Origin of the sequence: Pseudomonas sp. I8001, assembly GCF_013385345.1 — a bacterium.
GTDB lineage: Bacteria > Pseudomonadota > Gammaproteobacteria > Pseudomonadales > Pseudomonadaceae > Aquipseudomonas.
Map to the genome: position 1 here is coordinate 187,317 of NZ_JACAQC010000001.1, position 26,421 is coordinate 213,737.

Sequence of the window (26,421 nt, forward strand, 5' to 3'; positions counted from 1 at the left end):
TGATGCCATCGCGGGCAAGCCCGGCTCCCACACAAGCCCGGTTCCCACATTGGGTTTTGGGTGTTTCTGAGAGGGGCTATTTGGGATACAGCGGCGGCAAGCTGGTGCTGTCCCCCGCAGGGTCCTGCTCGCGCTCCGCCATCGGAATCGCCTTCACCGCCCGCCACAATTCCTCTCCCTGCCAATACTGCCCACTCTCGCTGTACAGCGCGCCGTTCAACCCATCCAGCGCATCCGACAACGGCACAAACCGCGCCGCCATATCCGCCAGGGTCTCCGGCTGCTGTCGCGCCCAGGCATCCAGCGCCTGACGCGTAGCCTGCGGGTCATTCGCCTGGCTCGCCCGCTTGAGGTCGTCCAGCAAGGTACGCGGGCTCGGGCCGGTTTGCGCGGCACGCAAAATCGCCGGCTGCCAGCGTGCACGCCACCACAAACCGAAGCCCAGCAGGGTGGTGCAGGCCAGGATCAGGCTGGTCAGTTGCCAGATCCACAGGCTGTCGTTGTCCGGCGCGGTGATCACGGTCGGGCTGGCCGGCGTGTCCACGATCAGGCTCGGGTTGGTCGCCACTTGCAGGGTGCGCGCCGGCAGGCTGGTGCGTTCCAGATGGTCTTCGTGGGTGTTCCACCACACCACGTCCACCGCCGGCAGTTCAAGCGCGCCAACGCGGTTGGGCACCAGCGCTTCGCGGTCTTCACGGCTGCCGATCAGGCCACGGTCGTTGTTCTGGTTGCTCAGCACCGGCTGGTCCGGGTAGCGGCGCAGGCCGGGGATGTCGCTCAGTGCCAGCGGTGGCAGTTGCGCGCCGGCCAGGCCTTCGGCTTTCAAGGTCAGGCTGCGGGTCAGGGAGTCGCCCACCTGTACGTGATCGGGCTCGGGGTTCCAGCTTTCCGTGAGGGTCAGGCTGCGGGCCGGCAGCCAGGGAGCGTCGGCCGGGTACATTGCCGGCTTGGCCTTGACCGTCAACGACAGCTCCGGCGAACTGACGTGAATCAGCTTGCCGGGCTTGGAACCCTGGGGGTTGTTGTCCTGGGCGGGCCGTGGCTCTACCAGGGTGGCGCTGAACGTCTGCGTCGGAATGGTCAGCGTGCCGCTGTGCTGCGGGTAGATGGCATAGCGGGTTTCGATCACACCGTGGCGGATGCCGTTGATGACTTTCTCGTAGGTGCGCGACTCGCCCAACTGCTCGATGCGCGTATCGGCGATCTGCAACGGCGTGAGGCTGCTGTCGTCATACAGCGACACCGAGTGGTAGACGCGCACGGTCAGCAACGCCTGGGCCTGGACGTAGACGCTGTCCTGGTCGAGGTTGGTTTCGATGAACACCGGGGCCAGTTGAGCCTCGGTGTTCTGGCTGACGGTCTCCACCACTTGCAGGGTGATCGGCTGGGTCTTGAGTTCGCCGATCTGCAACGGCGGAATCACCACGGTGCCGTTCTCCTTGGGCAGCAAGGTGATGATCCAGCGGGTTGTGGCATGGTTATCGCCACCCAGGGTGGTGAGCTGGTTGATCTGGCGCGTGCCGCTCACTTCAAACAGCGGGTCCAGCGGCGCCAGGTCCGGTTTGCCGAACAGCGTGACGTCGTTGGATTCCACCGTCAGTTCCACCGTCTCCCCGGAATTGATGCGGCTGCGGTCGACACTGGCCACCAGGCCGGCGGCCTGGGCCTGGCTGGCCCACAACGCGAGGGTGAGAAGAAAGGCGGTGCAGCGGTTCATCGAGTCTTGTCCTGATGTTGTTGCTGTTCGTACCAGAATTTGCGTCGCAGCAACTCGCCGGGGTTGTCCGGGATCTGCCGCAGCCATTGTTCCAGGGCCTGGCGCTGCTCGCCTTCAAGCGTGCCGTCGACCGGGCGCAGGGGCGGGGTGGTGGTTTGTTCATCACCCAACTCGCTGCCGGGTACCTCGTTGCTGCCGGCGTGGGGCGTGGCCCCGGTTTGCGTGTCGGTCGCGCCGGGCTGGCCCTGGCCTTGGGCCGTCTGCTCGCCACCGGTGGCGGTCTGGCTGCTGGCGCCCGGTTGCGCAGTCTGGCCGGGTTGGGTGGTTTCGTCATCCTCGTTTTTTGCAGGCTTGGCCGGCTCGGTTTTTTCCGGTTCCTGTTGCATCAGGCTTTCCACCAGCGCCTTGTTCTTCAGCGCCGGCTGCAAGTCTGGCTGGGCTTCGAGGGCTTGTTCGTAGGCATCGATCGCCGCTTCCAGCTCGCCGCTTTTGGCCAGGGCATTGCCTCGATTGTAGTGGGAGTAGGCGTCGCTGCCTTCGGCAAACCGCTTGGCGGCTTCGGCATAGTTGCCCGCTTCATACAGTGCGACGCCTTGCCATTGCGGGTCTTCGAAATGTTCGGCTGCTTCGGCCGGGCGTTTTTTCTTCAGCAGCAGTTGGCCCTGTTGGTCGGGGCGCAGCCACAGGTCCTGGAAGTCGAAGGCATAGCTGGGCTGCGGCGCGCCCAACAGCAGCAACGGCAGGAAGAACAGCCAGCCCCGGCGCCCGGCGCAGGCGGCCAGCAGCAATAGCGGTAAGAGCAGCCAGTAACCCTGGTCGGCCCAGGTATCGAGGTGCAGCAGTTGGCCGTCATTGCGCAGGTTTTGCGGGCCATCCAGCAGGCCGAGGTGGCGCAGGTCCTTGTCGTCCAGGCGGGCCTGGCGGTAGCGGCCACCCATTTCGCTGGCGAAGGCCTTGAGGGTCGGGCTGTCCAGGCGCGGCACGAGGATCGCGCCCTGGGCGTCCTTGAGGAACTCGCCGCTTTCCTGGGTCACCGGCGTGCCTTCGCGGCTGCCAATGCCGAGGATCGACAGGCTCGGCGCCTGGTTGCCTTGCAGCTGCAGGCGGATCCCCTGGCGTTCCTGCTTGGACAGCGACGAACCGATCAGCAGCAGCCGACCCTGGCCGAGGCCGCCATGCTTGAGCAGGCTCAGGGCCTTCTCCACGGCCAGGTCGGCACGGTGGCCGGGCTCGGGCATGATCGAGGGGCGCAGGGCTTCCAGCAGGTTATGGCTGGTGGCCAGGTCGTCCGAGAGTGGCACCAGCGTATGGGCGCTGCCGGCGTAGACCACGATGGCGGTCTGCGCATCGCTGCGGGCCTGAAGCAGGTCGAACAGCTTGCGCCGTGCCTGTTCGAGGCGGCTGGGCGGGCTGTCGGTGGCGAGCATTTCCGGGGTCAGTTCCAGCAGCACCACCAGCGGGTCGGCGGGCTTCTGGCTGGACTGTTCGACGCGTTCCCAGCTCGGCCCCAGCAACGCCAGCACGGCCAGCAGCCAGGCGATGCCGAGCACCACCCATGGCGACTTGCTTTCGCGGCCACTGCCGCCGCTGAGCAACGCGGCATGGAACGCTGGCGGCAGAATCATCTGCCAGCGCCCGGCGCGTTTCTGGCGGTGCCACAACTGCCACAGCAACCAGCCGAGCAGCGGCAGCAGCAACAGCCACCAGGGACGGAACCAGTGCGGCCACAGGGCGATCATCGACGCCTCCGCAAACGCAGGCGTTTGAGGCGTTCACGCCATTCAGGATTGGGTTGCAGGAAGCGGCCCTTGCTTGAGAGTTTGTTGAACAGGCGTTGCAGGGCGTTATCCGGCCAGCGTTCCTGGATCACCAGCAGCATGCTGAGGATCAGCGCCAACGCCAGCGGCGCGCTGTACAGCGCCTGGGCGGGGCGGGCCTGGGTGGGTTGCTGGGCCACGGGTTCGAGCTGGTCGAGGGTTTCCTTGATCTTCAGCAGTTCGTTGCCGTCGCGGGCGCGGAAGTAGCGGCCGCCGGTGGCCTCGGCGATGGCCTTGAGGGCCGGTTCGTCGAGGTCGAGGCTCGGGTTGACGCCGAGGATGCCCAGGGAGCCGGTTTGCTCGGGGTCTGCGCCGATGCCGATCGGGTAGATTTTCACCCCTTCTTCGGCGGCCAGGCGGGCGGCGGTCAGCGGGTCGATTTCGCCGGCATTGTTGGCGCCGTCGGTGACCAGGATCAGCACCCGGCTTTGCGCCGGACGCTGGCGCAGGCGCTTGAGGGCCAGGCCGATGGCGTCGCCAATCGCGGTGTTTTTACCGGCGATGCCAATCCGTGCCTCATCCAGCCAGGTGCGCACGGTGCGCCGGTCAAAGGTCAGCGGCGCTTGCAGATAGGCCTGGCTGCCGAACAGGATCAATCCCACGCGATCACCTTCGCGGCCCTCCAGGAAATCTCCCAGCAGGTGCTTGACCAGGCTCAGGCGGCTGACGTCTTCGTCTTGCCATTGCATGTCGGGGAAGTCCATCGAGCCGGAAACGTCCACCGCCACCAGCAAGTCGCGGCCGCTGGCTGCAATCGGCAAGGGTTCGCCCAACCATTCCGGGCGGGCGGCGGCGGTCAACAGCAGCAGCCACAGGAACACAAACGGTGCTTGCTGGCGCCATCCCGGCAGGTTGACCCGCGCGCGGCGGCGGGCCAGGCCTTCGAGGTCGCTGAGGAAGCTGACTTTCAGCGCCGGTTCGCCGCTGTCGGCCACCGGCAGGATGAGGCGCAGCAACCAGGGCAATGGCAACAGGGCAAAGATCCACGGCCAGGCGAACTCAAACATGTTTGCGAATCCAGGTGTCGACGGCCTGGGTCAGGCCGGCGATGGCCTTGTCGTCGAGTTTGCATTCGGGCTTGTAGGCGCCTTCCACCAGCACCATCCAGCGGGTCAGGCCGGCGGCGGGGCAGCGGTTGTCGAGGAACGCCAGCCACTTGCGGCCGTTGAGGGTGTGGCTCTGGCTGTACGGGTAGTCGTTGCGGCACAGGCGCTTGAGCAGGCCGTTGAGCTGTTGCAGCCAGGCACCGGCCGGTGCGCCGTCGTAGGGTTTGGGCATCAGCGCCAGTTCGGCGAGGGCGGCGATGCGCAGCGGGTCCAGGGGTTGTTCGGCACGGGCCAATGGGCGCTTGGCTGGCAGGAAACGGCGCAGCCACCACAGGCCCCAGCCCGCCAACGGGATGATCAGCAGCAACAGCCACCAACCCGGCGCCGGCGGCCAGAAGCCGATCACTGGCGGGGCGATCAGGGGTTGCAGTTGGTCGAGGCTGCTCATTGCTTTTTAACCGGATGTTGCGGGTTCAGGTATTCGCGCAGTTGCTCGACCATTTCACCCTGGGTACTCAAGGGCATCAACAGCACCCGCAGCTTTTGCGCGAGCAGTTCCCAACGTGCGCTGCGGGCTTCGGCCTGGGCCTTGTAGGCCTGGCGCAGATCAAAATTCAGAGTGTCCAGTTCCAGCTGTGCGCCGCGCTCGGCGAAGCGCAGCAGCCCGGCAGCGGGCAAGGCGTGGTCCAGCGGGTCGGACACCGGCAACAGCAGCAGGTCGCAATGCCGTGACAGCAGGCTCAGCTGTTGCTCGGCGCCTTCGGTCAGGGCGCGCTCGTCACAGATCACAATCACCAGGCTGCCCGGGCGCAATACTTCCCGGGCTCGGCGCAAGGCCATGCCGAGGGCGTCGGCTTCGGGGCGGCGTTCGGTGTTGAGGCTCTGGTTGACCCGTACCAACCGGTTGAGCAATTGCAGCAGGCTTTGCTTGCTGCGCCGGGGTTTGATTTCGTAGTGCTCGCTGTCACCGAACACCAGCCCGCCGACCCGGTCGTTATGGCCCAGCGCCGCCCAGCCGATCAGGCTCGCCGCCTGAGCCGCCAGCACCGATTTGAACATCTGCCCCGAGCCGAAAAACAAGCGGCAGCTTTGCTCCACCATGATGAAGATCGGCCGTTCGCGCTCTTCATGAAACAGCTTGGTGTGGGGCTCCTGGGTGCGTGCAGTGACGCGCCAGTCGATGGTGCGCACATCGTCGCCGGCCTGATACACCCGCACCTGGTCGAAGTCGACCCCGCGCCCGCGCAGTTTCGAGTGGTGCAGGCCGATCAGCGGGCTGCGCTGGCTCGGCGTGGAAAACAGCTGCACTTCCCGCACGCGATGGCGCATCTCGATCAATTCGCTCAGGGTGACACGGGTTCCATCGCCAGCGTTCATGGACGTCAAGCGACGGCAACGACGTCGAGAATGCGTTGCACCACGCGGTCCTGGTCGATGCCGGCCGCTTCGGCCTCGAACGACAGAATGATGCGGTGGCGCAGCACGTCGAACAGCACCGCCTGGATGTCTTCCGGGCTGACGAAATCGCGGCCGGCCAGCCAGGCGTGGGCCCGGGCGCAGCGGTCCAGGGCAATCGAGCCACGAGGGCTGGCGCCATAGGCAATCCATTCGGCCATTTCCGGATCGAACTTGGCCGGGGTGCGAGTGGCCATGACCAGTTGCACCAGGTATTCCTCCACCGCATCGGCCATGTATAGGCCGAGGATTTCCTTGCGCGCGGCGAAGATCGCCTGCTGGCTGACGCGCCGCTCGGGCTTGGTTTCACCGTTGAGGGCTTCGCCACGGGCCTGCTGCAGGATGCGGCGCTCGACGGCGGCATCGGGGAAGCCGATTTTCACGTGCATCAGGAAACGGTCGAGCTGGGCTTCGGGCAGCGGGTAGGTGCCTTCCTGCTCGATCGGGTTTTGCGTGGCCATCACCAGGAACAATGGCGACAACTCGTAAGTGCTGCGCCCCACGCTGACCTGGCGCTCGGCCATGGCTTCGAGCAATGCCGACTGCACCTTGGCCGGGGCACGGTTGATTTCGTCCGCCAGCACCAGGTTGTGGAAGATCGGGCCTTGCTGGAACACGAAACTGCCGGTTTCCGGGCGATAGATCTCGGTGCCGGTGATGTCGGCGGGCAGCAGGTCGGGGGTGAACTGGATGCGATGGAACTGGGCCTCGATCCCTTCGGCAAGCTCCTTGATGGCCTTGGTCTTGGCCAGCCCGGGAGCGCCTTCAACCAGCATGTGGCCATCGGCGAGCAGGGCAATGAGCAAGCGCTCGATGAGTTTTTCCTGGCCGAGAATCTGCGTTGAAAGAAAGGTTCGCAGCGCAAGCAGCGCTTCACGATGTTCCATCGATGACGGTTCCTGGAGAGGTGAGACTGGGCATTGCGAAAAATGCCAGGCCTGGGGGCGTTACTTTAATGCATCGGAGGGGGTGGAGACTAACGGCGCGGGGGGTATTTTTCGGGAAATGTGGGAAATGTCTGAGGTTTTTTCCGATAGGCGCCTGCCTTTGTGGCGAGGGAGCTTGCTCCCGCTGGGTTGCGCAGCAGCCCCAATAAGGCTGTCAAGTTTTTCCAGGCAGGGCGCAGTCGGCTGGATTGGGGCCGCTTCGCAGCCCAGCGGGAGCAAGCTCCCTTGCCACATTTGTGCGGGTTTGGCAACTAGGCCCGGATATAGGTCCCGGTGCCCTTGAGAATGTTCTGCAGGGTTTCTTCCACTTCGGCCAGATCCGACTCGGCGGTGCCGTGGGTGATTGCCAATTGATCGTGGCCGCCCAATGCATCGGCATCCGCCGCGCCAATCTCCACCAACAGTGTCGTGGCACTCAGGGTGATCTTCAGCCCGTCCAGGGTCGACGGCTCGTAATCCCAGGTGACTTCCACCTCGTCCTCGTCCGGATAACGGGTCACCATGAACATCTCGCCCTTGTCGCCGTGGCAGCAGAGCATGGCCATGTTGTCTTCTTCGTCATCGCACGGGTTGACGATCAGGTGGGCGGTGGTGAGTTGCAATGGCATGGTTAATCCTGTCTGGGGGAGGGCGAAGCAGGGCAATTGTGCCATTGCGGCGAATTTTGTGCTGCACCGTGTATGAGGGGCTCCTAGCTGTTGCCGGTTTGGTTTTCCAGATCAAAGTCACTTAACAGCGTCAAGATCGACGTTTTGTTAGCCAACTCGCTCCAAGGGCCTTGATCAATGATTGCTCCGTTTGACATGACAATAACCTGATCAAAACGGTGCAGGTGGCGGACATCATGTGTGACGCATATCAATCCGCGTTTGCCGAAGGTATCGAACAGCAGATCCCACACAGGCGTGGCCAGTTTTTGTTCAATGGACGCGCTGGGTTCATCGAATAAATTGAATTCCCCGGGCCTGTTGACGAGGCGCAGCAGGGACAGACGCTTTGCTTCGCCTCCTGAAATATTGGACGCGTCTTCGCTGAGGCTGCGGTTTAAAACGATTTCTTCCAGGTTCAGTTGCTCAATTGCGTGGTTCAAGTGTGGGGAGGGGGGGATTCCAAACAGTACGGAGTGATCAAAGTAGCCTTCCAGGAACTGGGGCGACTGGGGGCAATACCTCAGGTACCTCAAATGCGCTTGGGCACTCAGTTCGCAAATGGGCTTGTCGTCGATAAGCAACCTGCTTGTCAGTGAGGGGTTCAAGCCTGCCAGCACTTCCAGCAAGGTAGATTTCCCCGCTCCACTTGGCCCAGTGATGGCAACTGACTGACTTTGAGTAAATTCGATGGCTGTCTTGATGGTCAAGCGGATGGAGCTGGTGTCAGTCACGATGCAGGGATTAAGTATTAACGTTGATTTGGGCTGTAGCGGTATTTCGAGTTGGCCGTTGTCGTCGCCAAAATTTGGTAACGACAGTAGGTGCAGGAGTCGGCGCTGGTCTGCGAGAAATTGATCCAGTACCCGGTAGCCTTCTGTAAGCGCAGTAATGTTGATTAAGAAGCTGCCAGCGATTGAGAATGTCGCAACTAATTGCCCAAGACTAATAACGGGTTGTCCTGAAAGCTGATCCAATACCCCCCAGCCAAGTAGCCCTCCGGTGGCAAGGCTGATGAATAGGATCTTTACACCGTTTAAAAAACCGCCGGAGCTTGTAACTGTTACCGCGGCATTGGCGTATTGGGTGAAAGCTTCATTCAAAGGGTGTGTGGCAGTATGTTCTGCTCCTTCCAGTTTTATAGACTTCCCCGATTTTAAAGTGTTGAACAGAATGGCACCCAGCTCATCTTCTTGTTCGTTGATCCTGTCAATGTGCTTTCTCCGCCATCTTATGATTTTGTGGGCTGTAAAAAGATAGATAGCACTCAGGCCGATCACAGCGAGGAACACTCCGCTACCACCCATATACAAAAAGGCTCCCCCAACAATTAGCAACTCCAGGCACATAGGAAATGCGACAGTGACGAAAAACGTAAGCAATTTTTCGTGAGCCGTGATTCCGCGTTCCACAGACTTTATGAAGTGGCCAATGCGCCATGAGCTAAAGTGATGAAAGTCTTTGTGCAGTAATTGCCCAATCCAATTGATCGAAGCATCTCTTACGATTTGTTGGATTAGCTTGGATAATAGGAATATTTGCGCAGGGTTTACTAAGGCCTGAATGCATCCGGCCAGAATGAAGCCTGCAATCAGTATGAATAAGGTGTTCATTGTTGGCTGGTTGTTGCTAAGTGCGTCTACGACTTCTCCTAGCAGTAAAGGTGGCGCGAGCGCTATAAATTTAAGCCCTATTGTGGTAAGGACGGTAGACGTAAGCAGAGCTGTATGCTGTTTGCATGCTATTTTAACAAGTGTTTGCATTTGGTCGCCTATAGGCATTCTTCGCTGCATTCATACTTATAGTGTAGGGGTGGGGCAGCTGAGTAGAGTGTGCTGGGGCGCTACCAAGTTTCCACTTCTAATAATGTTGAAGCGCTCAAGGCTGGGGATGTAGATTTGTATAACGCTACAGCCGTTGGCAAACTTGGTGAGTGTTCTGAAAAATATTTTCTTTCCGTCATTGGAAAGGCTGTTTTGTAATATTTGCAGCTGATGCGGAACGCTTGCTGAGAATTGTTTGTGTTGATGTTTAATGAGGGGCAGTCTCAAGTTCTTTATTGAGGAGAACTCAATGAGAGGTTTGAGCTTTTCTGAGCTAGACAGCAGCTCCAGGGTTTTCTTGTCCAGCTCCTCTCCTGCAGAGTCATACAGTTCGTTTGCTTGGAATTGCTCCGTCACCGCTCGCTGCAAAGCTACGTTAACGTCCAGCGAGCAACCTGAGCCAACAGATGCAATATGTAGATCGCCTGCGCCCGCTCTGGGGAAAGCTGCTGCAAAATAAACGCCTAAAAAATCTTTAATGACCACGATCTGGAGACGTTGGGCAGATTTTATTGCATACGGATTGTTATGTAGTGCCATCGCAAGGAGGGATGTGGACGGGGAGTATAAATTTATGGGTGGGCCGATTTTGCAAATTGCCATATAAAAAAGCGATAGAATGTGTCGCTCAATGACTTCGAGAATGCCGTGCAAGAGGGCCTCGTCTTCCGTACATCCGAATGCCATACCTGAATTGGATGAGTAGCGGGCTAGAAAATTTAAGTGAGAGTTTCCTTTGGGATGTTTGTTTTTGGCGATGGCTGGGCAGAGGAGCGCGTGTGGGACTAATAATTTTTCCTTTTTATCAAGGGTTGTGAGCGTTAAGCATTCAAGAGGCTCCTTGATTTGAGAGCAGTTGAAGAGTAAGCCATCGATTTTTGCTGGCGCTTGTGCAGCAACTGCCTTGCAGTGACACGTCGTAATACCAAGGGCGATTGGTTGGCCCGCGATAAGGTGTTCTAAGCTTTCAGCGAGTGCTCCAATAAGTGATTCGGGCCCTTTGCCTGCGCCCGATGCGACTAGTTGGCTATTTGCGTCGTACAGTTCCGTTGTCGCTACTAGGTTTTCTTTGTTTGCATACTGCGTAATCGCAGTTAGGCCAAGGCTATGAATGGTCTCTTTTATTTTTGATAGAGCATTGGTTGGGCTTAGTTCTCGCTCTGACATGCTTGCCTCGTTATTTTTGAATGCCGAAAGGATTTCCTTTCGGCATTTTTTAGCGGGTGCTTCATTTGTATGGAATGTCAGTTTGTGAGTGTGGCGAAGAAGTGGACCTCGGTCGCTAGTAAGCTTTCGGATGCGCCTGCGTTTTGCGGAAAGCCAGTCGGGATGGTTATTTCGGAGCGTTTATTACCCATTTCAATCACCTCGTTTCTATTTTGAATGAGAGGCACTCGATAGTGAGTTCCCCACTTGCGCGTAATTTCGCAAGTGATCAATTAATAGCAGTGGCCCTACCTCGATTCAATTGGTGTGAAGGCGCGAGCGTCCTGTGTTTGTGTAGGAATTATCTCGTCGGGGCGTGGGATGATAGTTGTCTATGTTTGATTTTTTGGCTTAGCTGCGGTTGTACGCAGCTGTTTCAATGGTTTGTGATGTTTATGGTTTTGTGAGAGGTAGGCAAACTAAGAGCGGTTCGACAAATCACTCATTTAGCTTTTGATGTGATTGGGAGTTCAGCCTCTCTATTGGGAAGGGGGCGACCACCGAGAATTTACCCTGATGATTCACTTTCTCAGGAGGCGTGCGGCATGCTGGCGAAAATGCGGCGAATTTTGTGCTGCATCGTGTGTCAGACCTTGAGGCATGACCTGGCGGGCAATATCAGTCATTTCCGGTACTCGGCGCCCCGGGATTTCTCCGAAAACGCCCGGTTGCCCAAGTCGCAACCCGCCGGCAGCGTGCCGATGACCGAATATGTCGCAGCGTCGCAAGCAGCTTGCTTCCTACACTCGTTAAGCTGCGCAACGGATGTGCCTCGCCAGGAGTCTGACCTGCCCGTCGTACCGTCACCTGGCAAGGTGCGCATCTTATGGAAGTTGAATGTGACCTCATTGTCTTGTCCAGCTTCACCCACCTGTCACTCTGAATTCGTTACTGTAGACCGCGAACAGAGCTGACGGTCTCCCCGCAAGGGGATAACACGCGACGCTTCCATCAATAACAAGCCCAAGCGGAGTACCACAGATGGCGTTCTTCACCGCAGCCAGCAAAGCCGACTTCCAGCACCAACTGCAAGCGGCACTGGCGCAGCACATCAGTGAACAGGCACTGCCACAAGTGGCGCTGTTCGCTGAACAATTCTTCGGCATCATTTCCCTGGATGAACTGACCCAGCGTCGCTTGTCCGACCTGGCCGGTTGCACCCTGTCTGCCTGGCGCCTGCTTGAGCGCTTTGATCACAACCAACCGCAAGTGCGGGTCTACAACCCCGATTACGAACGTCATGGCTGGCAATCGACCCACACCGCGGTCGAAGTGCTGCACCACGACCTGCCATTCCTGGTGGACTCGGTGCGTACCGAGCTGAACCGCCGTGGCTACAGCATCCACACCCTGCAAACCACCGTACTCAGCGTGCGTCGTGGCAAGAAGGGCGAACTGCTGGAAATCCTGCCCAAAGGCACCCAGGGCGAAGACGTTCAGCAAGAATCGCTGATGTACCTGGAAATCGACCGCTGCGCCAACGCCGCCGAGCTGAGTGTCCTGAGCAAGGAACTTGAGCAGGTGCTGGGCGAAGTGCGCGTCGCTGTCGCCGATTTCGAACCGATGAAAGCCAAGGTCCAGGAACTGCTGGCCGGTATCGACGCCAGCCCATACGTGATCGACGGCGAAGAAAAAGCCGAGATCAAGAGCTTCCTGGAATGGCTGGTGGGCAACCACTTCACATTCCTCGGCTATGAAGAGTTCGTGGTACGTGACGAGGCGGACGGCGGTCATATCGAATATGACGCCAACTCGTTCCTCGGTCTGACCAAACTGCTGCGCCCGGGCCTGACTACCGACGAGCTGCGCATCGAAGACTACGCGGTGAACTACCTGCGTGAGCCGGCCGTGCTGTCGTTCGCCAAGGCTGCACACCCAAGCCGCGTGCACCGCCCGGCCTACCCGGACTACGTGTCGATCCGCCAGATCGACGCCGACGGCAAGGTCATCAAGGAATGCCGCTTCATGGGCCTCTACACCTCCTCGGTGTACGGCGAAAGCGTGCGGGTGATTCCTTACATCCGTCGCAAGGTGACGGAAATCGAGCGTCGCTCGGGCTTCCAGGCCAAGGCGCACTTGGGCAAGGAACTGGCCCAGGTGGTCGAGGTGCTGCCCCGCGATGATCTGTTCCAGACCCCGGTGGACGAGCTGTTCAGCACCGTGATGTCGATCGTGCAGATCCAGGAACGCAACAAGATCCGCGTGTTCCTGCGCAAAGACCCGTACGGCCGTTTCTGCTACTGCCTGGCCTACGTGCCGCGGGACATCTATTCCACCGAGGTGCGCCAGAAGATCCAGCAAGTGCTGATGGATCGCCTGAAAGCCTCGGACTGCGAGTTCTGGACGTTCTTCTCCGAGTCCGTACTGGCTCGCGTGCAGTTGATCCTGCGGGTAGACCCGAAGAACCGCCTGGACATCGACCCGCTGCAACTGGAAAAAGAAGTGGTGCAGGCCTGCCGCAGCTGGCAGGACGACTACTCCAGCCTGGTGGTGGAAAGCTTCGGCGAAGCCCACGGCACCAACGTGCTGGCTGATTTCCCGAAAGGTTTCCCGGCCGGCTACCGTGAGCGTTTCGCCGCGCATTCGGCCGTGGTCGACATGCAGCACTTGCTCAGCCTGACCGAAGCCAACCCGCTGGTGATGAGCTTCTACCAGCCGCTGGGCCAGGTTTCCGGCCAGCGCGAGCTGCATTGCAAGCTGTATCACGCCGATACGCCGCTGGCGCTGTCCGACGTGCTACCGATCCTGGAAAACCTTGGCCTGCGTGTCCTGGGTGAATTCCCGTACCGCCTGCGTCATGCCAATGGCCGCGAGTTCTGGATTCACGATTTCGCGTTCATCGCCGCCGAAGGCGTGAACCTCGATATCCAGCAATTGAACGACACCCTGCAGGACGCATTCGTGCATATCGTGCACGGCGATGCCGAAAACGATGCGTTCAACCGCCTGGTGCTGACGGCCGGCCTGCCATGGCGCGACGTGGCGCTGCTGCGTGCCTACGCCCGTTACCTGAAGCAGATTCGCCTGGGCTTCGACCTGGGTTACATCGCCAGCACCCTGAACAACCACACCGACATCGCCCGCGAGTTGACCCGGTTGTTCAAGACCCGTTTCTACCTGGCGCGCAAGCTCACCGCCGAAGACCTCGAAGACAAGCAGCAACGCCTGGAACAAGCGATCCTCACGGCCCTGGACGACGTTCAGGTGCTCAACGAAGACCGCATCCTGCGTCGCTACCTGGACCTGATCAAGGCCACCTTGCGGACCAACTTCTACCAGGCTGACGCCAACGGCCAGAACAAGTCGTACTTCAGCTTCAAGTTCAACCCGCACGCGATTCCTGAGCTGCCCAAGCCGGTGCCGAAGTTTGAAATCTTCGTCTACTCGCCACGGGTTGAAGGAGTGCACCTGCGCTTTGGCAACGTCGCTCGCGGCGGCCTGCGCTGGTCTGACCGTGAAGAAGACTTCCGCACTGAAGTGCTGGGCCTGGTAAAAGCCCAGCAAGTGAAGAACTCGGTGATCGTGCCGGTGGGCGCCAAGGGCGGTTTCCTGCCGCGTCGCCTGCCGTTGGGCGGCAGCCGGGACGAGATCGCGGCCGAGGGCATCGCCTGCTACCGCATCTTCATTTCGGGCTTGCTGGACATTACCGACAACCTGAAAGACGGCGCCCTGGTGCCACCGTTGAACGTGGTGCGCCACGACAACGATGACCCGTACCTGGTGGTGGCCGCGGACAAGGGCACTGCGACCTTCTCCGACATCGCCAACGGCATCGCCATCGACTACGGCTTCTGGCTGGGTGACGCGTTCGCTTCCGGTGGTTCTGCCGGTTACGACCACAAGAAAATGGGCATCACCGCGAAGGGCGCGTGGGTGGGTGTGCAGCGTCACTTCCGTGAGCGCGGCATCAACGTCCAGCAAGACAGCATCACCGTGGTGGGCGTGGGCGACATGGCCGGCGACGTGTTCGGCAACGGCCTGTTGATGTCCGACAAGCTGCAACTGGTCGCCGCCTTCAACCACCTGCACATCTTCATCGATCCAAACCCGAACCCGGCCAACAGCTTCGCTGAACGTCAGCGCCTGTTCGACCTGCCGCGCTCGGCCTGGACCGACTACGACACCAGCATCATGTCCGAAGGCGGCGGTATCTTCTCGCGCAGCGCGAAGAGCATTGCCATCTCGCCGCAGATGAAAGAACGCTTCGACATCCAGGCCGACAAGCTGACCCCGACCGAACTGCTGAATGCCTTGCTCAAGGCGCCGGTGGACCTGTTGTGGAACGGCGGTATCGGCACCTACGTCAAGGCCAGCACCGAGAGCCACGCCGATGTGGGCGACAAGGCCAACGACGCCCTGCGCGTCAATGGCAACGAGCTGCGCTGCAAGGTGGTGGGCGAGGGCGGTAACCTCGGCATGACGCAGCTGGGTCGTGTGGAATTCGGCCTCAATGGCGGCGGTTCCAACACTGACTTCATCGACAACGCCGGTGGTGTGGACTGCTCCGACCACGAAGTGAACATCAAGATCCTGCTCAACGAAGTGGTGCAGGCCGGTGACATGACCGACAAGCAGCGCAACCAGTTGCTGGCGAGCATGACCGACGAAGTCGGCAGCCTGGTGTTGGGCAACAACTACAAGCAAACCCAGGCCCTGTCCCTGGCTGCCCGCAAAGCCTTCGAGCGCGTGGCCGAGTACAAGCGCCTGATGAGCGACCTGGAAGGCCGTGGCAAGCTGGACCGTGCCATCGAGTACCTGCCGACCGAGGAGCAGCTCAACGAGCGCGCCGCTGCGGGCAAGGGCCTGACCCGTCCGGAGCTGTCGGTACTGATCTCCTACAGCAAGATCGACCTCAAGGAAGCGTTGCTCAAATCCCTGGTGCCGGATGACGACTACCTGACCCGTGACATGGAGACCGCTTTCCCGCCGAGCCTGGTGGCGAAGTTCTCCGAAGCCATGCGTCGCCACCGTCTGAAGCGCGAGATCGTCAGCACCCAGATCGCCAACGACCTGGTCAACCACATGGGCATCACCTTCGTTCAGCGCCTCAAAGAATCCACCGGCATGAGCCCGGCGAACGTGGCGGGCGCCTACGTGATCGTGCGAGACATCTTCCACCTCCCGCACTGGTTCCGTCAGATCGAAGCCCTGGACCACCAGGTCTCGGCCGATGTGCAACTGGAGCTGATGGACGAGCTGATGCGCCTGGGCCGCCGTGCCACGCGCTGGTTCCTGCGCAGCCGTCGCAACGAACAGGATGCGGGGCGTGATGTTGCGCACTTCGGCCCGCACCTTGCCGCGCTGGGCCTCAAGCTCGACGAACTGCTGGAAGGCCCGACCCGCGAAGGTTGGCAGAACCGTTACCAGGCTTACGTCGAAGCCGGTGTGCCGGAGTTGTTGGCGCGCATGGTTGCAGGCACTACCCACCTGTACACCCTGCTGCCAATCATCGAAGCCGCCGACGTGACAGGCCAAAGTGCGGCAGACGTCGCGAAGGCTTACTTCGCCGTCGGCAGCGCCCTGGACTTGCCGTGGTACCTGCAGCAGATCAGCAGCCTGCCCGTGGGCAACAACTGGCAGGCCCAGGCCCGCGAAGCCTTCCGCGATGACGTGGATTGGCAGCAACGGGCGATCACCATTTCCGTACTGCAAATGGCCGATGCGCCAGAAGACATGGAAGCCCGCGTGGCCCTGTGGCTTGAGCAGCACCAGGACATGGCTGATCGCTGGCGCACCATGATGGTGGAGATTCGTGCTGCAGTCGGCACGGACTACGCCATGTACGCGGTAGCCAACCGTGAGTTGCTGGACCTGGCGATGAGCGGCCAGTCGGTGCTGTAACGGGTCTGACTGAGCGTTAAAACAAAAAGCCCGGTATCGAAAGATATCGGGCTTTTTTGCATTTGATTATCGGCGTGTTATCTCAACTTGTGGCGAGGGAGCTTGCTCCCGTTGGGCTGCGCAGCAGTCCCGGTTTTGGGGCCGCTGCGCGTCCCAGCGGGAGCAAGCTCCCTCGCCACAGGTTAAAACAGTGTGATCAATTGCTGCGTAGTAGCTTGGCTTCCAGATGATCCAGATGCCGGGTCATCAAGTTGACGGCTTTGCCGGCATCGCCATGCTCCACCGCATCCACAATCGCCCTATGTTCCTGCCATGCGCAATACGTGCAAGCCTTGGCCTCAAACTGCGCAATCGCCAATGAGGTCAGCGGCACCAGGCTGTTGAGAAACTGTGCCAACGGTGCATTCCCGGCGATGGCTGCCAGTTGCAGGTGAAATTCCCCGGAAAGGCGAATCGCCGGGCCACGTTCGTCACGCTCGATGCAGTCGCGCTCCCGTGCGATCAACTCCCGCAGTTGGCGGATCTGCGCCGGTTTCGCCTGGGCACACGCCAACTGCACCACGGTGATTTCCGTCAGGCGTCGCGCCTCGAGAATCTGCTGGGTCTGTTGTGCATCCGGTGCCGCCACCTGGGCGCGGTGGTTGGGCCGCAGGATGATCACTTGCTGGTGCGACAGCCGCGCCAGCACCCGGCGAATCACGCTGCGGCTGACGCCAAAACTTTGCCCGAGGCTCTCCTCGGTAAAACGGCTGGCGGGGGCGATGCGTTGCTCAAGAATGGCGTCGAACAGTGCCGGGTAGATGTCGTCCACCGAGAGTTTCGGCTTGCCCACCAGGCGCAACGGCGTAAAGGGGAAAGGGGTGTGCAGGGCGTGAGCGGTCATGCGCGGTCTCCTGGAAGTCAGCTACCCAGATGGTCATCCGGGATGTTCAAGCGAATGCCCATGCGCAAGCCTTCCTGCAGGATATGCCGGCGCATTTCGGCGCTGGCCAGGGCGCTGTTCTTGTTGCGGATCGCGCGCACCACGGCGTCGTTTTCCTGCAAGCGTTCCGCCAGGTGTTCGGGGGAGTTGCGCAGCACCTGGGCGCTTTGCTTGAGGGCGTTGCTGGTTTGTTGCACCACGTTCTGGAAGATCGGGTTGGAGGTCAGGGCGAACAGTTCTTCGTGGAACGCGATGTAGGCGTTCATCCCGGCTTCGCTGTCGCCGGCGTCGAGGGCTTCGCGCATGTCCATCAGGGTCAGGCGCAGTTGCCCGACTTCCTTGCTGCTGATGGATTGCGCCACTAAACCTACGATAAAGGGCTCGAGGGTGTAGCGCAGTTGCAGGATGTCTTCGAGGCTGGCGTCGGCCACGCCGCTGTCCTGGGCCTGGGATTCGTTGAGGGTGGTTTCCAGCACCACCACGCCCTTGCCGGGCATGGAGCGCACCAGGCCGAGGGTTTCCAGCACGATCACCGCTTCGCGCAGGCTCGGGCGGCTGATGCCCATTTGCTCGGCCAGTTCACGCTGGCCGGGCAGCATCTCGCCGCGCCGCCACTGACCCCTCGCCAGGGCGGCGCGCAGTTTTTCTACCACTGAATTGACGACGGTTGACGAGGTGATCACGTGTGGCTCCCTTTAAATTGAACTGTCTGCTTGGTGTGGCGAGAGAGCTTGCTCCCGCTGGACTGCGCAGCAGGCCCATTTTTTGGGGCCGCTTCGCGCCCCAGCGGGAGCAAGCTCCCTCGCCACAGGGGGTGAGTCTGTCTCATCAGAACTCTTGGTGGGCGGGCAGCACCGGTTTCTTGGCCTGGAAGGCATACCCTTGTTGACCGTCCAGCACCTTGTTGGCGCGCTGGATATCGATGTCTTTTTCCCAGCGGGCGATGGCCACGGTGGCGACGCAGTTGCCGATCAGGTTGGTCAGCGCCCGGCCAATGCCCATGAACCAGTCCACCGCCAGCACCAGCACCAGGCCCACCACCGGAATCGCCGGGATTGCGGTGAGTGTCGCCGCCAGAATCACCAGTGCCGAACCCGGAATCCCGTGGGCGCCCTTGGAGGTGATCAGCGACACCAGCAGGATGGTCAGCAGGTCGGTCATCGACAGCGGTGTGCCGGTGGCATTGGCGATAAACACGATGGCCAGGGTCAGGTAGATCGAGAAACCGTCGAGGTTGAACGAGTACCCGGTCGGAATCACCAGGCCCACGGTGGAGCTGCCAATGCCAAGGTGTTCCAGTTTACGCATGATCTGTGGCAACACGGCATCGGAGGACGCGGTGCCCATCACGATCAACAGTTCTTCCCGCAGGTACTTGAGCAGCGGCATCATCCGCAGGCCCGACAGGCGCATCACCAGCCCCAGAATCACCGCGACGAACAGGAAGCACGTAAGGTAGAACAGGCCCACCAGGCTGCCCAGGTGTTGCAGGGAATCCAGGCCGTAGGTGCTGGTGGTGAAGGCGATGGCGCCGAACACGCCGATGGGCGCCAGGCGCACGATCATGCCCATGATGCGGAAGATCACGTGGCTCAGCTCGTTGATCAACCGCGAGATGCCGGAAGCGGCTTCGCCCACCAGGTTCAGTGCGCTGCCGAACAACACCGAGAACAACAGCACTTGCAGCACGTTGTTGTCCGCGAAGGCGCCGATCACCGAGTTGGGGATCAGGTCCATCAGGAACTGGCTGGTGCCCTTGATGTGTTGGCCGCGGTCTGCCAGTTCATTCAGGCCGGCAGACGACAGTTGCTCCAGGTGGATATTGGCGCCGGTGCCGATCCCGGTGCTGAAGGCCATGATCAGGCCGATCACCAGGGCCACGGTGGTCAGTGCTTCGAAGTAGATCACCGACTTGAGGCCGATGCGCCCGACTTTCTTCAAGTCGCCGGCACCGGAAATACCGCTGACCACCACGCAGAAGACGATCAGGCCAATCAGCATTTTGATCAGCTTGATAAAGCCGTCACCCAGAGGTTTGAGTTGCGAGGAGAATTCGGGGAGGGCGAGGCCGCAGATTATGCCGATCACCAGGCCAATCACGACTTGCAGAAAAATCGAACGCGAGCACCATCTGAGCATGGGAAGGATCTCTATTCGGTGCCCTGGTGGGTCCAGGGCTTAATTGTTGTGGTCTGACCGGTATGTCCAGTGCGGGGCCAGTCTACGCTCGGTTTTTTTCAAGTCGCAAGTAAATATTACGCGGATGGCAGGTCCCGGTCTGACCAGTTGGTCCGCAAGGTTCGTACTTGAGCGGTTGGCGGCCCGGAATTTTTTTCGCTTATCATCCCGGGCTTGGTTCACAGGGTGAGTTATGGATATTCCAGGATTGATCACGGACGCGGCGGGCGTCACCAGCTGTACGTGGCGCACGGCGGCGCCGGAGTACCCGGATTACCACGACCACGAATGGGGCGTGCCGGTGGCCGATGACATTGCGCTGTACGAGAAGATTTGCCTGGAAGGTTTTCAGGCGGGCATGGCGTGGATCACCATCCTGCGCAAGCGCGAGGCGTTTCGCCGGGCGTTCGAGGGCTTTGATTTTCGCCGGGTGGCGCAGTACACCGAGCAGGACATCGAGCGATTGATGGCCGACCCGGGCATCGTGCGCAATCGCGCCAAGATCGTGTCCACCATCAACAACGCCCGGCGCGCCTGTGAGCTGGTGGATGAGACCGGTTCGCTGGCGGCGTGGCTGTGGTCGTTTGAACCGGCCGCCGATGAGCGTCCGGCGGTGGTGGACATGGCGTACTGGACGGCCAACCCCACGTCAGCCGCGTCAACACGTTTGTCCAAGGCCCTGAAGAAACGTGGCTGGAGCTATGTGGGCCCGACCACGATGTATGCGTTCATGCAGGCGATGGGCATGGTCAACGACCACCTTGAAGGCTGTACCTGCCGGCCTCGAATCGAACACCTGCGCCACCACTTCAAACGACCCTGAGCCACTGACTGTGCGCGGTTAAAACTGTGGGAGCTGGCTTGCCTGCGATGGCGGTGCATCAGACACAGTTGTGTTTGCTGATCCACCGCCATCGCAGGCAAGCCAGCTCCCACAGGAGGGTGCGGTGGCGCGGGTTAGTGGGGCAGCGGCGTGAGCACGTCGGCCTTGTCATCCATCACCATCACTACCAGCAGTTTCGCCGGTTGGGTCTGGCTGGCATTGCTGGATTCAAAGTGCCGCGAGCCGGCAGGTTCATAGAACGACTGGCCGACCTTGTAGGTGATCGCCTTTTCATCGTTGACCCGCGAGGTGATTGCACCTTCCAGCACATAGGCCACGGCCGTGCCGGTGTGGCTATGGGGCACGGTGGCCTGGCCCGGGGCGTAGTCCACGGTGAGCATCACGGTTTTCTTGCCGGGGACGTTGGCCAGGGCGTGTTCCTGCAACACGTTGATCTTCTCCTGGTTGTACACCGGGTCGTGGGCAAAGGCGCTTAACGAGGCCAGCAGCAGGGTGGTGCCGAGCAGTACTTTCATGGTGAGGCTCCGAGTGAGTCGAGACCCGTTCACCCTAGGCCCCGATCCGGATTTGACCAATAGCCAATCCGGCGGAAATTCCCTCAGCCAATCTGTCGCAGGATATCCCGCACCACGTCCAGTGCCGGGTCAATGTCCAGGGTTTCGATCGCGCCAAACCCGATCTTCAGTCCCTCGCGTACCGGTGTGTCGTGGAAAAACACGCTCAGCGGATAGAGCCCCACGTCAGCCTCCCGTGCCAATTGGGTAAGCTGCGGAATATTCACCGGCACCTTGCACAGTGCGGCCAGATGGAACCCGGCCACGGTGGGCACCACGTCGAACCACGGCGAGAGGTCCCCCCCCAGGCGCTGCAGAATCCGTTCCCGGCGCCCGGCATATACCCCATGGCAGCGCCGAATGTGCTTGAGCAGGTAGCCTTCGCTGATGAACTTGGCCAGGGCCCATTGCGGCAGGGTGGAGCTGTGCTGGTCGGTGAGTTGCTTGGCCTTGAGCACCGCGCCGAAAATCGCCGGCGGCAACACCGTGTAGCCCAGGCGCAACTCCGGCAGCAGGGTTTTCGAGAAGGTCCCGACGTAGGCGACCACGCCGCGGGTGTCCATGCTTTGCAGGGAGTCGGTGGGGCGGCCCTCGTAGCGGAATTCGCTGTCGTAGTCATCCTCGATCACGATGGCGCCCAACGCCAGCGCACGTGCCAGCAACGCCTCACGGCGCGGCACGCTCATGGGCATGCCCAGGGGGAACTGATGGGACGGTGTCACGTAGATCAGCCGCGTGCCGTCGGGAATCAAGTCGACCCGCAGGCCGTGTTCGTCCACCGGCACGCCCACCACGGTCGCCCCCATGGCGTCGAACATCAGTCGCACCGGGGTGTAGCCGGGGTCTTCCATGGCGACGACGGTGCCCGGTTCCAGCACCACGCGGGCGATCAGGTCAAGCGCCTGCTGGGCGCCGTTGGTGACTACGATGTCGTCTTCGCTGCACCTGACCCCACGGGAAAATGCGATATGCCCGGCGATTGCATTGCGCAGGGCCGGCAAGCCTTCCGGCCGGCTGTAGAAGCCGCTGTCCTGTGAGATACGGCGCAAGGCATCGAGGGTGCAGCGCCGCCATTCATCCTGGGGGAACTGGCTGCGGGCGGTGGCACCGCCGATAAAGTCCCGGCTCGGGCGGGTTTCACGGTTGGGGTGACCCATGGGCGCGGGAAGGGCTTGCCACTTGGCCAGGTTGGCGGCGCAGGCAAGGTCGGCGGCACTTTGCAGGTGTTCGCGGCGCGTGGCCCAGGCGTTGACGAACGTGCCACGGCCGATCCTGCCGACCAACAACCCTTCGTAGGTCAGCGCCGCGTAGGTGTCTGAGACTGTCTTGCGCGACACGCCCAGTTGCAGGGCCAGCAAGCGGCTGGGAGGCAATTGCGACCCGGCCACCAGTTGTCCCGACTCAATGGCCGTGCGCAATTGCTGGTAAAGCTGTTCGGCCAGGTCCTTGCGGCCCTTGATAACGACGTGCAGTTCCATGTTTCATCCAGAGGCAAGCAATCACCCGCAAGATTACCGCAAGTCACCCGCCAGCCGAATCAGGACAGGAAACCACCGTCCACATTCAGCGATACACCGGTGGTGTAGCTCGACGCGTCGCTGGCCAGGTACAGCACCGCGCCGGCCATCTCGCTCGGGTCGGCCACGCGCTTGAGGGGAATCTGCGCCAGGGCCATTTTCAGGATCGAGTCGTTCTTCACCAGCGCGGAGGCGAACTTGGTGTCGGTCAGGCCCGGCAGCAGTGCGTTGCAACGAATGCCGAACGGCGCGCATTCCTTGGCGAAGACTTTGGTCATGTTGATCACGGCGGCCTTGGTCACCGAGTAGATGCCCTGGAATACGCCCGGCGAAATCCCGTTGATCGAGGCCACGTTGATGATGCTGCCGCCACCGTTCTCGCGCATCAGCTTGCCGGCTTCCACCGACATGAAGAAGTAGCCGCGGATGTTCACGTCGACGGTCTTCTGGAATGCGCCCAGGTCGGTGTCCAGCACGTTGCAGAACTGCGGGTTGGTGGCGGCGTTGTTGACCAGGATGTCCAGGCGGCCGAACTGTTCGCGGATCGCGGCAAACACGTTGGTGATCTGTTCCATTTCGCCGATATGGCAGGCAATTGCCGTGGCCTTGCCGCCGTCGGCGATGATCGCGTCGGCCACGTGCTGGCAGCCGTCGATCTTGCGGCTCGACACGATCACGTGGGCGCCTTGCTGGGCCAGCAACTTGGCGATGGCCTCACCGATACCGCGGCTGGCGCCGGAAACGAAAGCGATCTTGCCGTCGAGGTCGAACAGTTGGGTCTTGGACATGGTTTTTCCTTGAAGAGGGTCAGAGGGAAGACTGTTTGATGACATTCAGGCTCATCTGCTCAAGCAGCTTGTTCATGTGAATGAACTGCGCAAAGCGTTTGTCCTGGGTCTGGCCATGGAAGAAGCGGTAGTAGATCTGCTGCACGATGCCGGCCAGGCGGAACAGGCCGTAGGTGTAGTAGAAGTCGAAATTGTCGATCTGGATCCCGGAGCGTTCGGCGTAGTAGTCGACGAACTGGCGGCGGGTAAGCATGCCGGGGGCGTTGCTCGGCTGGCGGCGCATCAGTTGCACCGGGGCCGGGTCGGCCGCTTCGATCCAGTAGGCGAGGGTGTTGCCCAGGTCCATCAGCGGGTCGCCGAGGGTGGTCAGTTCCCAGTCCAGCACGCCGATGATCTGCATCGGGTTATGCGGGTCGAGGATCACGTTGTCGAAGCGGTAGTCGTTGTGGACGATGCTCGAGGTGGGGTGGTCGGCCGGCATCTTGTCGTTGAGCCAGGCACGTACCGCTTCCCAGCTTGGGGCGTCGGGGGTCAGGGCTTTTTCGTAGCGGTCGCTCCAGCCGCGAATCTGCCGCTCCACGTAACCTTCGGGCTTGCCCAGGTCGGCCAGGCCGCAGGCGCTGTAGTCGACCTGGTGCAGCTCGACGAACTTGTCGATAAAGCTTTTGCACAAGGCTTCGGTTTTCGCCGCGTCCAGGCCCAGTTCCGGCGGCAGGTCCGAGCGCAGGATGATCCCGTTGACCCGCTCCATCACGTAGAACTCGGCGCCGATCACTGACTCGTCGGTGCAGTGCACGTAGGCCTTGGGGCAATACGGGAAACCGTCCTTGAGCTGGTTGAGAATCCGGTATTCGCGGCCCATGTCGTGGGCGGACTTGGCCTTGTGGCCAAAGGGCGGGCGGCGCAGCACGAATTCCTGGCCGGGGTATTCCAGCAGGTACGTCAGGTTGGAGGCACCCCCGGGGAACTGGCTGATTTTGACGCTGCCGCTCAAGCCCGGGATATGGGCCTTGAGGTAGGGATCGATGAGGCTGGCATCAAGTTCTTCGCCGGGGCGAATCTGGGTCGATTGGTCATTAAGCGCCATGCTTATCCCTTCTGCTTATTCTTAAGGCCTTGGACTATTGGCTAATCTAATGCGCGCGGCCGCCAAGCCACAAGGTTGGGGCGGCTTAATAGGTTAGCGTGTTGGCCGATGATCAGCGGGCTTGATGTGCTCAGATCACCAGAACTGCGCGCCCGCCGGGGTTGCAGGACAGGTTGGCACCGATTTCGACTTTCGCCAGGTCGATGCCCAGGCCGGCGAGCAGGTTATTGACCAGCGGGTCGAGGAGCGGGCTGAGCAGTCCGGAGATGATGCCGCTGAGCAGATTCAGTACGCCGGTGACCAGGCCGACCACCAGGTTCAGCACCAGCCCAATCAGTCCGCCCTGTGTCGGTGGATGGTTGATCAACTGGATGCCATTGAGGGTGTTGCTCAAGCTGCCCACCACGTTGTTGGAACTGAAACTGAAGTAATCCGGGGGGCTTTTCACCTCGGGCGGCGACAGGTAAGTGTGGTTCCGGACGGTCTTGGCCACGCTGCTGTCGATCTTCAGGCTGATGCCACCCACGCCATACGGTTGCCGGGGATCGCAGACACCGTTGCTACAGGTCTTCACCCCAAGGTCGAGTAATGGGAATTCGTCAACGTTCAGTGGTGCTGTGGAGGAAAACAGGTTTTTTGGGTCGATCTGGCCCACCATCAGCCTAACCGCCGAGGTGGTACCGAGCACCGACAAGGCTTTGTCCGCAGGCCCGTTGCAGCGATATCCGGTGACCGTGCTGCTGCCGCTGGCGGCTTCCAGTGCTACATCGATTTGCTGGCCGATTTTGGGGTCAAAGGAGCTGCCTAACAAGATGCCCACCAGCGCCGTTACCCCGCCCAGTAAATCGTTCACCGCGCCGATTGCCGGCAGTTTCACCGAGATCAACGTCCTGACTTGCGCGGTCCTGACGTAGATCGGCTGGGTGGCGATCAGCTTGGGGTTACCTATGGCGGAAACCTGTGCCGGTTCAATGACCTTGGTCTTGACCGTGATATTCAGCAGTCCCAGCACATCCACCGGTAGCTCCACCGCGACCGCGTTGTACTTGTTCGACAGTTGCACAAACCCCTGGATCAGGTTGAACAGTTGCAGGTTAACGTCCAGGGCGCTCTTGTCGGTGCCGTTCTGGATGGTCAGCAGGTCGCCCAGGTGCAGGATCTTGGTGCCGGGTGCAATCAGCTTGATCGCTTCCAGGTTATTGATCACCACCTTGACCGCATCGCCCCCCAGCTTGAGTACATCTATCGCGGCCTGGATCAGATCGCCGACGCTGGCGTCGGTCTTGAGCAACTCGTCGTAGTTGCCGGCGCTGACCTTCAATTGAATCGCCAGCGCGTCCAGGTAACTGAGCAGGTTGATATCGGTATTGATCAGGCCCTTCCAGCCCACCGCGTCGAGTTGCAATTTGCCCCCCAGCAGTCCGCCGATCAATGCATTGAGTGCGGCGGACTTGGTGCTGTCCACGGTCAGCAAGGTGCTGCGGATGGTCAGTACGGCCACCGGTGGCGCGGGCACGGCGGCCACGGCCACTGCCTGCAACCGGATGGTCGGCTCGAAAGGGCCGGTGGAGAGCAGCATGAACAGGCGGTTGGCGATACTGGTGACGACGCGGTGGGTGGCGATGACCTGGATCGCATCGGACCTTGAGGGATTGGGGCTGAAGGCGCGCATGAAGTCAGCCCCGGTGACCAGGGTGCCACAGGTGGTCGCCAGGGTACGGTCTGCGTTGAGCGGGAAATCATTGCGGGCTGCGCTTTGGATCGCGAACTGCGCGGCGTTGGTATTCGGCGTCACGCAGGCGCCGCCGCGGGTGACCACTTCCAGGGCCGCGGTGTCGGCAACCCGTTGCAGCTTGCGCTTTTCCAGGTACAGCCGGCCGCTGTCGACCACCAGCAACAGGAACAACAGTGCGATACCCAGGGTCATCGCACCCATCAGTCCTATTGCGCCGCGTTGGCGGGCCGAGCCGGGTCCTTGGCAAACCATCCTGCGTTCCTTCGCCGGTCCAGTACCGGCATCCTGAGTATCCCC

General features: G+C 60.9%; 19 protein-coding genes. 2 read left to right on the forward strand and 17 right to left on the reverse strand.

Annotated features, from left to right (window positions below; translation table 11 throughout):
* Positions 1–76: 76 nt before the first annotated feature.
* The 9 genes from HX839_RS00890 to HX839_RS00930 form a co-directional block, all read right to left on the reverse strand.
* Complete coding sequence (locus HX839_RS00890) at positions 77–1,717, reverse strand: BatD family protein (RefSeq protein ID WP_177066612.1); 1,641 nt, start codon at positions 1,715–1,717, stop codon at positions 77–79.
* Entirely contained in the window at positions 1,714–3,456 is a 1,743-nt protein-coding gene (locus HX839_RS00895) for a tetratricopeptide repeat protein (RefSeq protein WP_177066613.1), read from the reverse strand. The genes HX839_RS00890 and HX839_RS00895 overlap by 4 nt, the downstream gene beginning before the upstream one ends.
* Positions 3,453–4,541 carry a VWA domain-containing protein gene (locus HX839_RS00900; RefSeq protein ID WP_003218538.1) on the reverse strand — a complete coding sequence of 363 codons (1,089 nt, stop codon included), beginning with the start codon at positions 4,539–4,541 and terminating at the stop codon, positions 3,453–3,455. The genes HX839_RS00895 and HX839_RS00900 overlap by 4 nt, the downstream gene beginning before the upstream one ends.
* The gene (locus HX839_RS00905) at positions 4,534–5,028 is read right to left on the reverse strand and encodes a DUF4381 domain-containing protein (protein WP_003218539.1); all 495 of its coding nucleotides are present in this window, start codon (positions 5,026–5,028) and stop codon (positions 4,534–4,536) included. Before HX839_RS00905 ends, HX839_RS00900 begins: the two co-directional genes overlap by 8 nt.
* On the reverse strand, positions 5,025–5,957 hold the full coding sequence (locus HX839_RS00910; RefSeq protein ID WP_177066614.1) for a DUF58 domain-containing protein: 933 nt from the start codon (positions 5,955–5,957) through the stop codon (positions 5,025–5,027). The genes HX839_RS00905 and HX839_RS00910 overlap by 4 nt, the downstream gene beginning before the upstream one ends.
* Positions 5,958–5,962: 5 nt before the next feature.
* Positions 5,963–6,922 carry a MoxR family ATPase gene (locus tag HX839_RS00915; RefSeq protein ID WP_003218556.1) on the reverse strand — a complete coding sequence of 320 codons (960 nt, stop codon included), beginning with the start codon at positions 6,920–6,922 and terminating at the stop codon, positions 5,963–5,965.
* Between the two features lie 311 nt (positions 6,923–7,233).
* Entirely contained in the window at positions 7,234–7,590 is a 357-nt protein-coding gene (locus HX839_RS00920; RefSeq protein WP_003212949.1) for a hypothetical protein, read from the reverse strand.
* An 83-nt stretch (positions 7,591–7,673) separates the two neighbouring features.
* The gene (locus tag HX839_RS00925) at positions 7,674–9,422 is read right to left on the reverse strand and encodes an ATP-binding cassette domain-containing protein (RefSeq protein ID WP_371315613.1); all 1,749 of its coding nucleotides are present in this window, start codon (positions 9,420–9,422) and stop codon (positions 7,674–7,676) included.
* Positions 9,423–9,428: 6 nt separating this feature from the next.
* Complete coding sequence (locus tag HX839_RS00930) at positions 9,429–10,619, reverse strand: YcaO-like family protein (RefSeq protein ID WP_256344656.1); 1,191 nt, start codon at positions 10,617–10,619, stop codon at positions 9,429–9,431.
* Positions 10,620–11,639: 1,020 nt separating this feature from the next.
* Here HX839_RS00930 and HX839_RS00935 point away from each other — a divergent pair.
* On the forward strand, positions 11,640–16,499 hold the full coding sequence (locus HX839_RS00935) for an NAD-glutamate dehydrogenase (protein ID WP_102604668.1): 4,860 nt from the start codon (positions 11,640–11,642) through the stop codon (positions 16,497–16,499).
* 196 nt (positions 16,500–16,695) lie between these two features.
* Here the strand turns inward: HX839_RS00935 and HX839_RS00940 are convergent, their stop codons facing one another.
* From HX839_RS00940 to HX839_RS00950, 3 genes are all read right to left on the reverse strand, one after another.
* Positions 16,696–17,382: a GntR family transcriptional regulator gene (locus tag HX839_RS00940; RefSeq protein WP_102369279.1), complete on the reverse strand. Its 687-nt coding sequence runs from the start codon at positions 17,380–17,382 to the stop codon at positions 16,696–16,698.
* A 17-nt stretch (positions 17,383–17,399) separates the two neighbouring features.
* Positions 17,400–18,104: a FadR/GntR family transcriptional regulator gene (locus tag HX839_RS00945; protein WP_102369278.1), complete on the reverse strand. Its 705-nt coding sequence runs from the start codon at positions 18,102–18,104 to the stop codon at positions 17,400–17,402.
* Positions 18,105–18,249: 145 nt separating this feature from the next.
* Positions 18,250–19,560, reverse strand: coding sequence for a C4-dicarboxylate transporter DctA (locus HX839_RS00950; protein ID WP_008433031.1), 1,311 nt, complete (start codon positions 19,558–19,560; stop codon positions 18,250–18,252).
* 232 nt (positions 19,561–19,792) lie between these two features.
* Between HX839_RS00950 and HX839_RS00955 the strand changes: the two genes are divergently transcribed.
* Positions 19,793–20,422 (forward strand): DNA-3-methyladenine glycosylase I, encoded by a 630-nt coding sequence (locus HX839_RS00955; protein ID WP_102604667.1) that lies wholly within the window; start codon positions 19,793–19,795, stop codon positions 20,420–20,422.
* 134 nt (positions 20,423–20,556) lie between these two features.
* On the opposite strand, the gene HX839_RS00960 is transcribed toward HX839_RS00955, so the two are convergent.
* From HX839_RS00960 to HX839_RS00980, 5 genes are all read right to left on the reverse strand, one after another.
* Entirely contained in the window at positions 20,557–20,958 is a 402-nt protein-coding gene (locus HX839_RS00960; protein WP_003210770.1) for a cupin domain-containing protein, read from the reverse strand.
* A gap of 83 nt (positions 20,959–21,041) precedes the next feature.
* Complete coding sequence (locus HX839_RS00965) at positions 21,042–22,475, reverse strand: PLP-dependent aminotransferase family protein (protein WP_177066616.1); 1,434 nt, start codon at positions 22,473–22,475, stop codon at positions 21,042–21,044.
* Between the two features lie 59 nt (positions 22,476–22,534).
* On the reverse strand, positions 22,535–23,302 hold the full coding sequence (locus tag HX839_RS00970; protein ID WP_003210776.1) for an SDR family oxidoreductase: 768 nt from the start codon (positions 23,300–23,302) through the stop codon (positions 22,535–22,537).
* A gap of 19 nt (positions 23,303–23,321) precedes the next feature.
* Positions 23,322–24,389, reverse strand: a complete 1,068-nt coding sequence (locus HX839_RS00975) for a phosphotransferase family protein (protein WP_003210778.1) — start codon at positions 24,387–24,389, stop codon at positions 23,322–23,324.
* Positions 24,390–24,519: 130 nt separating this feature from the next.
* The gene (locus tag HX839_RS00980; RefSeq protein WP_177047336.1) at positions 24,520–26,376 is read right to left on the reverse strand and encodes a pilus assembly protein TadG-related protein; all 1,857 of its coding nucleotides are present in this window, start codon (positions 26,374–26,376) and stop codon (positions 24,520–24,522) included.
* Positions 26,377–26,421: the final 45 nt, after the last annotated feature.

Coding starts and splice junctions, on each gene's coding strand:
- HX839_RS00890 (WP_177066612.1), bottom strand. CDS start 1,717: ATGAACCGCTGCACCGCCTTTCTTCTCACCCTCGCGTTGTGGGCCAGC.
- HX839_RS00895 (WP_177066613.1), bottom strand. CDS start 3,456: ATGATCGCCCTGTGGCCGCACTGGTTCCGTCCCTGGTGGCTGTTGCTG.
- HX839_RS00900 (WP_003218538.1), bottom strand. CDS start 4,541: ATGTTTGAGTTCGCCTGGCCGTGGATCTTTGCCCTGTTGCCATTGCCC.
- HX839_RS00905 (WP_003218539.1), bottom strand. CDS start 5,028: ATGAGCAGCCTCGACCAACTGCAACCCCTGATCGCCCCGCCAGTGATC.
- HX839_RS00910 (WP_177066614.1), bottom strand. CDS start 5,957: ATGAACGCTGGCGATGGAACCCGTGTCACCCTGAGCGAATTGATCGAG.
- HX839_RS00915 (WP_003218556.1), bottom strand. CDS start 6,922: ATGGAACATCGTGAAGCGCTGCTTGCGCTGCGAACCTTTCTTTCAACG.
- HX839_RS00920 (WP_003212949.1), bottom strand. CDS start 7,590: ATGCCATTGCAACTCACCACCGCCCACCTGATCGTCAACCCGTGCGAT.
- HX839_RS00925 (WP_371315613.1), bottom strand. CDS start 9,422: ATGCAGCGAAGAATGCCTATAGGCGACCAAATGCAAACACTTGTTAAA.
- HX839_RS00930 (WP_256344656.1), bottom strand. CDS start 10,619: ATGTCAGAGCGAGAACTAAGCCCAACCAATGCTCTATCAAAAATAAAA.
- HX839_RS00935 (WP_102604668.1), top strand. CDS start 11,640: ATGGCGTTCTTCACCGCAGCCAGCAAAGCCGACTTCCAGCACCAACTG.
- HX839_RS00940 (WP_102369279.1), bottom strand. CDS start 17,382: ATGACCGCTCACGCCCTGCACACCCCTTTCCCCTTTACGCCGTTGCGC.
- HX839_RS00950 (WP_008433031.1), bottom strand. CDS start 19,560: ATGCTCAGATGGTGCTCGCGTTCGATTTTTCTGCAAGTCGTGATTGGC.
- HX839_RS00955 (WP_102604667.1), top strand. CDS start 19,793: ATGGATATTCCAGGATTGATCACGGACGCGGCGGGCGTCACCAGCTGT.
- HX839_RS00960 (WP_003210770.1), bottom strand. CDS start 20,958: ATGAAAGTACTGCTCGGCACCACCCTGCTGCTGGCCTCGTTAAGCGCC.
- HX839_RS00965 (WP_177066616.1), bottom strand. CDS start 22,475: ATGGAACTGCACGTCGTTATCAAGGGCCGCAAGGACCTGGCCGAACAG.
- HX839_RS00970 (WP_003210776.1), bottom strand. CDS start 23,302: ATGTCCAAGACCCAACTGTTCGACCTCGACGGCAAGATCGCTTTCGTT.
- HX839_RS00975 (WP_003210778.1), bottom strand. CDS start 24,389: ATGGCGCTTAATGACCAATCGACCCAGATTCGCCCCGGCGAAGAACTT.
- HX839_RS00980 (WP_177047336.1), bottom strand. CDS start 26,376: ATGGTTTGCCAAGGACCCGGCTCGGCCCGCCAACGCGGCGCAATAGGA.